The sequence below is a fragment of the Cobetia sp. 1AS1 genome (assembly GCF_029846435.1).
Taxonomy (GTDB): domain Bacteria; phylum Pseudomonadota; class Gammaproteobacteria; order Pseudomonadales; family Halomonadaceae; genus Cobetia; species Cobetia amphilecti.
Map to the genome: position 1 here is coordinate 303,879 of NZ_JARWKU010000004.1, position 9,297 is coordinate 313,175.

The following is a 9,297-nucleotide window of genomic DNA, read 5'->3' on the forward strand; positions in this document are numbered from 1 at the left end:
ATTCGCTTGCTGCAATGATGATGTCTGACTGACACTCGCAAGGCGCTCATTATTGATGGCCCTTGAGGTCGATCGCCCATGACGAAAGAGGGGGCAGTTATGTCGGAGAATGCACAGCGGTTGAGCGGCAAGGTGGCGGTAGTCAGTGGGGCTTCACGCGGGATCGGCGCCGGGATCGCGCAGCGCCTGGCGGCGGACGGCGCTCACGTCATCGTCAACTATCGCAGCGACAGTGATGGCGCCTTGCAGGTCGTGACGGATATCGAGTCGCGGGGCGGCAAGGCGATCGCCGTACAGGGCGATGTCGGTGTCAGCAGCGACGCGGCACAATTGTTCACGGAAGCCCGGCGCGTGTACGGCGGGGTGGATATCCTGGTCAACAATGCCGGCATGAGCATCTACAAGCCCATCGCCGATTTCACGGATGACGACTTCGCCAACCTGATGCAGGCCAATCTGACCGGCTCCTTCAATCTGATGCGTGAGGCGGCGCGGCATCTGCGCGATGACGGACGCGTGATCAACATGTCCACCTCGGTGACGCGGCAGATGTTCGCGACCTATGGGCCCTATGCGGCTTCCAAGGCCGCGGTGGACCAGCTGACGCGGGTGCTGGCCAAGGAAGTCGGCGAGCGAGGCATCACGGTCAACGCCGTGGCGCCGGGCCCGACGGACACCGGCCTGTTTCGTCACGGCAAGAGTGAAGAGACCATCGAGCGCCTCAAGGGCATGGCGGCGCTGGGGCGCATTGCGGACCCGCAGGATGTCGCAGCCGTGGTGGCCTGGCTTGCCAGCGAAGATGCCGGCTGGGTGAGTGGCCAGGTCATCGGTGCCAATGGCGGCTTTGCCTGAGGTCACCGAGGTGGGTTTTGCCTAACAACGCCCATGTTTGCGGCTATGCTGTTGTCAGGATGAGGTTTGTTCAGACATTGGCATGAGGGGCTGGTATGAAGGTGACAGCTAGCGAAGTCCACGGCGATATCTCGCCGCAGGGCGTGATCCCGGCTCCCGATGGTTTGCGCGTGGGCTATCCCGGGCACCTTGGAGGTTACTCGCGCGAGTGCGCGCTCAAGCTCTATGCCAACGACGCCCAACTCAAGGCTTACGCAGGCATCGATGAGGTCATCAGGGCGCTGGCGGAAGGCGAGATCGATACCGCCGTGGTGCCCTGGTCGCGTGGGCATCAGCGTCCGGTGCGCACCACGCATCAGGCGCTGGCCTTCTGGACGGGCATCTGCGTCGAGCGGCGCGTCTTCCGTGCCATCAGTCTCAGTCTGCTCGGGCCGCCCGGGGCTTCGCCGTCGGCGGTGAGGCGTATCGTGGCACGCGAGGCCCTGTTCGAAGAGTGCGATGCCTGGCTGCAGCAGAACCTGCCGGAGGTCGAGCGGGTGGAGTGTCTGCACATGGCGGATGCGCTGGACATGGCAGAGAGTCGCAGCGATACGCTGGCCATCGCGCCGCCATCACTGGCGCGCCGCCCGGGGCTCGTGTGCCTCGCCCAGCGCATCGAGGATGACCCCGGCCGTGTGGCGCAATTCGCGGTGCTGAGGCGTGACCACGCGCGGGTGCGCGGCCAGTGCTTTTCCTGTGATGCCACGGTGGATGAAGGGCAGGGCAACGCCGTGCTGTCCGGTGCCAGCGAGCCCACCGGGTGAGGCTCGCCGCTCGGCCCTGAGTTCCGTTATGCTGAAGGCCATTCGTCATCAGAGGCCTTTTGCATGGTGTCTTCCGACCAGCGCTCGTCCGCTCCCTCCGTATCCTCTACACCAGAGACGCAGGACGCCGCGACTTCATCCGATGTCGCGGCGTCCTGTGTGGTGCAACGCATCCCTGCCACTCCCGCCGAGTGGATGACCCCCGGCGAGCTTGATGCCCGCCTGCCGGTGCGGCCGGCCGTGGTGCCGGTCTCGCTGCCGACGGCCGGGCTGATCATCGTCGATGAGATCAACGGCTTCTGTCAGGTCGCAGGCGGTGCGCTGGCGCCTCAGACGCCCAATGCCCAGGTCAGCAGGATGATTGCCCTCAGCGATACGCTGGCGCGGGCCTTCAGTGAGCGAAGACGCCCCTTGCTGGCCTTCATTGATTCCCATGCGCCGGGCAAGCCGGAGCCGCCTTATCCCGCCCATTGTGAGCAGGGCAGCGGCGAGGATGAGCTGGTGGCGGAACTTGCCTGGCTGGAAGAGGAGCCGCAGGCCACGCTGGTGCGCAAGGACTGCATCAATGGCTATGTCGGCGCGATTGATCCCCATACCCAGGTCAATGCGCTGCAGAAGTGGGTGAGCGTCGAAGGGCTGGAAACCCTGGTCGTGGTAGGCATCTGCACCGATATCTGCGTGATGGACCTGGTATTGACGTTGCTGTCGGCGCGCAATCACGGCCTGCTGGGCAAGGTGCGTGACATCGTGGTGCTGGAGCCCGGCTGTGCCACCTACGACCTGCCGGCCGAGGTGGTCGCGCAGCTGGGGCTCCCCGATACGGCGACGCATCCCCAGGCAGACAGTCATCATATCGGGCTTTATTGCATGGCGGCGCGTGGTGCGGTGATCGCCAGTCAGCTTGAGCTGACTTCTTGAGCTGATGTCGTTAGCTGCTGTCATGGATTGAGCTGCGACTCTCGAATAGCGTCGCCGGATAGCGGGATAGCGGGATAGCGGGATAGCGGGATAGCGGGAAAGTGGAGAGAGGAAGAGCAGGGGGTGGCAGGAAGGCAGAGATTTCGTCAGATGCCGCTGCCCGTCTGCGCAAAAGGTAGTTTGATTACAACATCTGGCCATGAAAACGCCGCCTCTCTTGCGAGCAGGCGGCGTTTTCATGGGGCGACAGCCAGCGTCATTCAGGCGCGGGTGCTGACCCAGTCGTTGGCGTCCGGCACGGCCACTTCGACTTCCTCGGAGATCAACTTCGAGTGGAAGAGGAAGTCCGCGCTGGCCGCATTGCTGGCGACCGGCACGTTCCACAATGCCGCCAGGCGCAGCAGCGCCTTGACGTCAGGGTCGTGCGGCATCGGCGCGAAGGGATCCCACAGGAAGACCAGCAGGTCCAGATTGCCTTCGGCGATGCGCGCGCCGATCTGCTGATCACCGCCCAGTGGGCCGCTCAGCAGGCTCTCGACCTCGAGGCCCAGCTCCTTGCTGATGCGGCGGGCAGTCGTGCCCGTGCCCAGCAGCTGGTGGCGGGACAGCTCATCGCGCCAGCGATTGGCCCACGCCAGCATTTCATCCTTCTTGCCATCGTGCGCCACCAGCGCAATGCGCTTGCGTGCTGGCAGGGTGCGCCGTGCCTGGCGCTTGGGTCGTTGTTCGCTCATTCCCTGACCTCCTGAGGATGGGGCAATGTCGCTGGCCTTCCGCCCCGAAAGGCCCGGGGCGGAAGGCCAGCGAGGCCGATCAGTCGATGGTGCTGCCGACAGTGACGATCTTCATGGTGTTGGTGCCGCCATGTGCGTTCATCTGGTCACCACGGGTCAGGATCACCAGGTCACCGCGAGTCGCGATGCCACGGGCTTCCAGCTCCGCGATGGCGCGACGATTGATTTCTGCCGCCGGCAATTCGCTGGAATCGAAGGGCAGTGACACCACACCACGGTAGAGGGCCATGCGACGCTGGGTCTTCTGGTCCTGCGCCAGGCCGACGATGGGCAGGCCAGAGCGGATGCGCGAGGCGATCAGCGGGGTATAGCCGGATTCCGTCATGCACACGATGGCCACGACACCAGTCAGGTGGTTGGCGGCATACATCGCGGACAGCGCGATGGTCTCGTCGGTCTTGCTGAAGCCTTCGTGGATGCGGTGCTGGGATTCCTGCGCGGCACGCTCACGTTCGGCGCCCAGGCAGACGCGATCCATGGTCTCGATGGTCTCGACCGGGAAGTCGCCGGCGGCGGTCTCGGCCGACAGCATCACTGCGTCGGTGCCGTCGAGTACGGCATTGGCGACGTCGAAGACTTCGGCGCGGGTCGGCAGCGGCGCGCTGATCATGGATTCCATCATCTGGGTGGCCGTGATGACCACGCGGTTGAGGCTGCGCGCGCGGCGGATCATGCGCTTCTGCACGCCGATCAGCTGAGCATCGCCAATCTCGACGCCCAGATCGCCACGCGCCACCATCACGCCTTCACTGGCGAGGATGATGCCATCCAGCACGGCGTCGTCGGCCACGGCTTCGGCGCGCTCGACCTTGGCGATCAGGCCGATGTCACGACCTTCCTCGCCCAGCAGTTCACGTGCCAGCTGCATGTCGGCGCCGCTGCGCGGGAAGGACACGGCCAGATAGTCGACGCCGATATCGATGGCGGTCTTCAGGTCAGCCTTGTCCTTGTCGGTCAGGGCTTCGGCAGACAGGCCGCCGCCTTGCTTGTTGATGCCCTTGTTGTTGGACAGCTTGCCGCCGACCTTGACGGTGGTGTGGATCTCGTTGCCCTTGAGCTCATTGACCTCAAGCACCACACGGCCATCGTCGAGCAGCAGCACGTCGCCCGCGACCACGTCATCGGCCAGTTCCTGGTAGTCACAGCCGACACGCTCGACGGTACCTTCATCACGGCCCAGGCCGATATCGAGAATGAACGGCTGGCCTTCGCTCAGCTTGACGGCGGTATCCTTGAAGCGCGCGATGCGGATCTTCGGACCCTGCAGGTCGCCCAGTACGGCGACGCTGCGGCCCTGGGCGGCGGCAGCCTGACGTACGGCCTCGGCGCGCATGCGGTGATCTTCGGGGCTACCGTGGGAGAAGTTGAGGCGTACCACATCGACTCCGGCACGAATCATCGCGTCGAGCACACCCGGCTTGTCACTGGCAGGGCCGAGAGTGGCGACAATCTTGGTGCGGCGGATCGGGCCGTTGAACGCGTGCGGCATGAAAGCATACTCCTTGAACACTGGCGTGATGGACTGGCTGAAAACGCAAACCAGGTTGTTGTCATTTTACTACATTGAAGGCTGAAAGGGAGCCTGTCGAGTATCGTCGGCTGTCGTTGTCCATTCTCGTGATCACGATCGGGACTGCAAGGGTTGACGTGAAGTATGCCGAGCGATTGTTGCGAATACGTTGTCGCGGGTACGCGGACATGGGCTGGGGCGCTAGGGTATGCCGCGCTGCGCAATGCGGGCGCGGCCCGTCATTTCGAGGCCTGACGGCCAGGCGTCGCATGTTCTCTGCGGCAGTGTCGTGGTGACCGCCCCGTCACGCCAATGTCCGCTGGCTGGCTTTCACTGACAGCCATTCCAGTGCTACCTATATAGTGGCAATACCCTGCTGAGCGAAATTTCCGCGCATCGGTCCAGCGCAGTCCCCGTACCGGCCCCGTGTATCGGGCCCGTTGACCGCTGCCATGCGCTGATGGCCTGTGCTCAAGTCCGGCTCGGATGCCGGATTGCCACGCCCTCATGCCTGATGGCTGTCGATGTCGTTCGGCGCATGCCGCACGCTGACATGGCGGGTGGCATGGCATGTCTCGAGGTTGTCGCAGAGGCGCCCTGTCGAGCCGCCCTGACGAGGCGTCAGTCTCAACATTGCTGGTCAGCGCTGAAATGCTGGGGTAGGGTAGGCGCATTTTTCGGCTGGGACAAAACCCAGCGCGACGAGTCATTCGCCGGCGCAATCAGTGCCGGCCAGGAGATGCGAGCAACCATGGGCAAGTCACTGGTGATCGTCGAGTCGCCCGCCAAGGCCAAGACCATCAACAAGTATCTCGGCAACGACTTCGTGGTGAAGTCGAGTGTCGGGCACATCCGCGACCTGCCGACCAGCGGAAGCGGCAAGCAGGCCACCGACCCCAAGGAACGTGCCCGTCAGGCGGCGGAGACTCGCAAGATGTCGCCCGAGGTCAAGGCGGCTCACAAGGCGCAGAAGGCCAAGACCCAGTTGATCCGCCGCATGGGGGTCGACCCGGAGAATGGCTGGGAGGCGCATTACGAGATCCTGCCCGGCAAGGAAAAGGTCGTTTCCGAGCTGACGCGTCTGGCCGAGAAAGCCGACACCATCTATCTCGCGACGGATCTGGACCGCGAAGGTGAGGCGATTGCCTGGCACCTGCGCGAGACCATCGGTGGCGACGATTCGCGTTACAAGCGCGTGGTGTTCAACGAGATCACCAAGAAGGCGATCACGGCGGCCTTCGATGAGCCGGGCGAACTGAAGATGGATCGCGTGCATGCCCAGCAGGCACGCCGCTATCTGGATCGCGTCGTCGGCTTCATGGTCTCGCCACTGCTGTGGGCCAAGGTCGCTCGTGGCCTGTCCGCCGGGCGTGTGCAGTCGGTTGCCGTGCGTCTGATCGTCGAGCGTGAGCGCGAGATCCGCGCCTTCATCCCCGAAGAGTTCTGGGATGTCCACGCTGAGCTGGCCGCCGCCAGTGGTGAAGCGATCCGTTTCGAGCTGGCGCGTCAGGATGGCAATGCCTTCCGTCCGACCAGCGAGAAGGAGACGATGGATCGCATCGCGGCGCTGCGCACGGCCAAGCTCGCGATCACCAATCGTGAAGACAAGCCGACGCGCTCCAAGCCGAACGCGCCGTTCATCACCTCGACCCTGCAGCAGGCGGCCAGTGGTCGTCTCGGCTTCTCGGTCAAGAAGACCATGATGATGGCCCAGCGTCTCTATGAGGCGGGTTACATCACCTACATGCGTACCGACTCGACCAATCTGTCGGCGGACGCGGTGGCCACGGCGCGCGACTTCATCAACGAAGAATACGGCAGCAACTACCTGCCGGAAGCGGCCAACGTCTACTCCAGCAAGGAAGGCGCCCAGGAAGCGCACGAAGCGATTCGTCCTTCCGAAGTGTCGCGCCGCGCCACCGATCTCGCCGGCATGGAGCGTGACGCCGAGCGTCTGTATGAGCTGATCTGGCGTCAGTTCGTGGCCTGTCAGATGCTGCCGGCCGAATACCTGTCGTCCACGCTGACCATCGAAGTGGATGGCTACGAGCTGCGTGCCAAGGGCCGTGTGCTCAAGTTCGACGGTTACACGCGTGTCATGAAGCCGATGGGCAAGAAGGAAGAGGATCAGTCGCTGCCGGACCTCGCCATCGGCGAGAAGCTGGACCTGGTCGAGCTGCAGCCGCTGCAGCACTTCACCAAGCCCACGGCGCGTTACACCGAGGCCAGCCTGGTCAAGGAGCTGGAGAAGCGCGGTATCGGGCGTCCGTCCACCTATGCCGCCATCATCTCCACCATCCAGGACCGTGGCTACGTGGCGCTGGAAAACCGTCGCTTCTATGCCGAGAAGCTGGGCGACATCGTCACCGATCGCCTCAGCGAGTCCTTCAAGGACCTGATGGACTTCGGCTTCACGGCGCGCATGGAAGACTATCTCGATGAGGTGGCCAACGGCGGGCGCAACTGGCGCGAGCTGCTGGACACCTTCTACGCCGAGTTCAAGGCCGAGCTGGACCACGCCCAGTCCGAAGAGGGCATGCGTCCCAACCAGCCAGTGCCGACGGACATCGCCTGCCCGACCTGCGGGCGTGAGATGCAGATTCGTACCGCCTCGACCGGGGTCTTCCTGGGCTGTTCCGGCTACAACCTGCCGCCCAAGGAGCGCTGCAAGACCACCATCGATCTGCTGCCGGGCGATGAAGCCGTGGCGGCCGATGCCGGTGAAGATGCCGAGACGGATGCGCTGCGCGCCAAGCGTCGCTGCCCGATCTGCGCCACCGCGATGGACAGCTACCTGATCGATGAGCAGCGCAAGCTGCACGTCTGCGGCAATAGCCCGGACTGTGTCGGTCACGAGGTCGAGGAAGGTCAGTTCCGCATCAAGGGCTACGATGGCCCGGTGATCGAGTGCGACAAGTGCGGTTCCGACATGCAGCTCAAGACCGGGCGTTTCGGCAAGTACTTCGGCTGCACCAACGAGAATTGCAAGAACACCCGCAAGCTGCTCAAGTCCGGTGAAGTGGCGCCGCCGAAGATGGACCCGATTCCGATGCCGGAACTTGCCTGCGTCAAGGTCGAGGACCACTACGTGCTGCGCGATGGCGCCAGTGGCCTGTTCCTGGCGGCCAGTCAGTTCCCCAAGAATCGCGAGACGCGTCCGCCGCTGGTCAAGGAGCTCAAGGCGCACGCCGACGAGCTGCCGGAGAAGTATCACTTCATTCTCGAGGCCCCGGATCAGGACCCGGACGGACGTCCGGCGCAGATTCGCTTCTCGCGCAAGGTCAAGGCTCAGTACGTCATGACCGATGAGGAAGGCAAGGCGACCGGTTGGAAGGCGACCTACGACAACGGCCGCTGGGTCGTCGAGGACAAGCGCAAGGGAGCCAAGAGCTGATGAGCCAGCGTGCCCGTACCAATCAGCTGCTGTATCAGGCCGAGTTGCTGCTGGCCCAGTCAGCAGCCTCTGGCGACGATGAGCATGCCGTGGCGCGTCGCATGGCCGGTGAAGAGGGCGCGCTCGCCCTGCTGGAGCTGGCGCTGGCGTCATTGCTGGAAGAGTGTGCCGTGACGGCGCGCTGGCCAGAGGGAAGCTGGCGCGAGCGCCTGGCGTCGCCGCCGACGCCCATCGCAGAGGTCGAGCAGCTGCGCAGCCTGCTGGAGCGTCCCGACAGCTGGTTGTCTGAGCTGGTCGCGGATGTGACCCGCCTGCATGAAGAGGGCGGCGTCGCTCGCCGCGAGGAATCGCGTTCGCGTGGTGATGGTCTGATCATCGCGGCAGCCTCGAGCGCCTCGCTGGCCGAGCGTCTCAGCGCCGCCATCACGGCATTCAAGGCGCTGCTGCCGCAGCTGCGCGAGTCGAGTGTCGAGTGGTAGGTCAAGGCGTTGATCTGGTGCTGCACGCTGGTGATGACTGGCGCATGGCAATCGGGTGACGTTTCGCCTTCACGGGTGCTAGACTGATCGCATTGTGGCAAGCCCTGCATTCTCCGGTACGACCATGGCTCTGGCTGTGGTCGTACTTTTTTCTGCGTCGCTGATGGCAGCGCGGTGCCGGGCTTGCCAGCCGTCGCGCTGACGATTACAACGACGCCGGTATCTCGCGAGATGCCGTGCAGGAGGAATGACGTGTCCGATCCCGCCGTACTTGAAATTGTGCAAATGGAAGATGGTGAAGTGATTCTGCGCGCCGCGGAAAGCGAAGGTGAGCCGCTGCTCAGTATTCGCATTTCGGACGAGGCCGCTGATCTGCTGCGTGACAATCGTTTCGAGGTCGCGCGTGAGATGATCGACCACGCCATCACCCGGACTCGCCTCTGGGATGGCGAAGAAGACGAGGACGAGCAGTCGGAAGGCATCGTGCACTGATTCATCGCTCGCGCTTCGCGCACAAAAAAACCCGCCTCGAGGCGGGGTTTTTTGT

General features: G+C 63.9%; 8 protein-coding genes. 6 read left to right on the top strand and 2 right to left on the bottom strand.

Features of this window, described 5'->3' with window-relative positions; translation table 11 throughout:
* Window positions 1-99 precede the first annotated feature (99 nt).
* The 3 genes from QD280_RS09975 to QD280_RS09985 all read left to right on the top strand — a co-directional run bounded on the left by QD280_RS09975 (window position 100) and on the right by QD280_RS09985 (window position 2,573).
* Window positions 100-852 (top strand): SDR family oxidoreductase, encoded by a 753-nt coding sequence (locus QD280_RS09975; protein WP_279831519.1) that lies wholly within the window; start codon window positions 100-102, stop codon window positions 850-852.
* A 95-nt stretch (window positions 853-947) separates the two neighbouring features.
* Window positions 948-1,655, top strand: a complete 708-nt coding sequence (locus QD280_RS09980; protein ID WP_054555027.1) for a prephenate dehydratase domain-containing protein — start codon at window positions 948-950, stop codon at window positions 1,653-1,655.
* Between the two features lie 63 nt (window positions 1,656-1,718).
* Complete coding sequence (locus tag QD280_RS09985) at window positions 1,719-2,573, top strand: isochorismatase family protein (RefSeq protein ID WP_279839114.1); 855 nt, start codon at window positions 1,719-1,721, stop codon at window positions 2,571-2,573.
* 260 nt (window positions 2,574-2,833) lie between these two features.
* Here the strand turns inward: QD280_RS09985 and QD280_RS09990 are convergent, their stop codons facing one another.
* The gene (locus tag QD280_RS09990) at window positions 2,834-3,307 is read right to left on the bottom strand and encodes a methylglyoxal synthase (protein ID WP_043331935.1); all 474 of its coding nucleotides are present in this window, start codon (window positions 3,305-3,307) and stop codon (window positions 2,834-2,836) included.
* A 79-nt stretch (window positions 3,308-3,386) separates the two neighbouring features.
* On the bottom strand, window positions 3,387-4,856 hold the full coding sequence (gene pyk / locus QD280_RS09995; RefSeq protein WP_043331933.1) for a pyruvate kinase: 1,470 nt from the start codon (window positions 4,854-4,856) through the stop codon (window positions 3,387-3,389).
* Window positions 4,857-5,628: 772 nt separating this feature from the next.
* Here pyk and topA point away from each other — a divergent pair.
* From topA to QD280_RS10010, 3 genes are all read left to right on the top strand, one after another.
* Window positions 5,629-8,271 carry a type I DNA topoisomerase gene (gene topA, locus QD280_RS10000; protein ID WP_279839115.1) on the top strand — a complete coding sequence of 881 codons (2,643 nt, stop codon included), beginning with the start codon at window positions 5,629-5,631 and terminating at the stop codon, window positions 8,269-8,271.
* Entirely contained in the window at window positions 8,271-8,750 is a 480-nt protein-coding gene (locus tag QD280_RS10005) for a DUF6586 family protein (protein ID WP_216059762.1), read from the top strand. The genes topA and QD280_RS10005 overlap by 1 nt, the downstream gene beginning before the upstream one ends.
* A 252-nt stretch (window positions 8,751-9,002) precedes the next feature.
* Complete coding sequence (locus QD280_RS10010) at window positions 9,003-9,242, top strand: hypothetical protein (RefSeq protein ID WP_052384340.1); 240 nt, start codon at window positions 9,003-9,005, stop codon at window positions 9,240-9,242.
* Window positions 9,243-9,297 lie beyond the last annotated feature (55 nt).

Coding starts and splice junctions, on each gene's coding strand:
- QD280_RS09975 (WP_279831519.1), top strand. CDS start 100: ATGTCGGAGAATGCACAGCGGTTGAGCGGCAAGGTGGCGGTAGTCAGT.
- QD280_RS09980 (WP_054555027.1), top strand. CDS start 948: ATGAAGGTGACAGCTAGCGAAGTCCACGGCGATATCTCGCCGCAGGGC.
- QD280_RS09985 (WP_279839114.1), top strand. CDS start 1,719: ATGGTGTCTTCCGACCAGCGCTCGTCCGCTCCCTCCGTATCCTCTACA.
- QD280_RS09990 (WP_043331935.1), bottom strand. CDS start 3,307: ATGAGCGAACAACGACCCAAGCGCCAGGCACGGCGCACCCTGCCAGCA.
- pyk (WP_043331933.1), bottom strand. CDS start 4,856: ATGCCGCACGCGTTCAACGGCCCGATCCGCCGCACCAAGATTGTCGCC.
- topA (WP_279839115.1), top strand. CDS start 5,629: ATGGGCAAGTCACTGGTGATCGTCGAGTCGCCCGCCAAGGCCAAGACC.
- QD280_RS10005 (WP_216059762.1), top strand. CDS start 8,271: ATGAGCCAGCGTGCCCGTACCAATCAGCTGCTGTATCAGGCCGAGTTG.